Annotated in this window: 1 pseudogene; it reads left to right on the top strand. The window is 68.6% G+C overall.

From position 1 onward, the window contains the following. Positions 1 to 14: 14 nt before the first annotated feature. Positions 15 to 312, top strand: a pseudogene (locus EN859_RS36735) (ABC transporter permease); the annotation flags it as partial.

Genomic DNA, 312 nt, shown 5'->3' on the forward strand with positions numbered 1-312 from the left:
GCCGCTCCTCCGGGATCGGCGCTCCCATCGCGCGCTCCCGTTTCCTGATCATCGCCGTGGCCGTCTTCGCCGGTCTCGGCCTCGCCTGGTGGGCGGCGACCGGGCTGGAATGGGTAAAACCCATCTTCCTGCCGTCGCCGGGCAGCGTCGCGACCCAGATCGCCAAGCTCGCGGCCGACGGCACCTTGTGGCTGGACCTCCGGGCCTCCATGTACCGCATTTCCATCGGCTTTCTTCTCGCCTCGGCACTGTCCATCCCGATCGGCGTGCTGATCGGCAGTTTCCGCTCCTGGGAGGCTGCGATCGAGCCGC

The sequence above is a fragment of the Mesorhizobium sp. M00.F.Ca.ET.216.01.1.1 genome (assembly GCF_004010325.2).
In the GTDB taxonomy this organism is placed as follows: domain Bacteria; phylum Pseudomonadota; class Alphaproteobacteria; order Rhizobiales; family Rhizobiaceae; genus Mesorhizobium.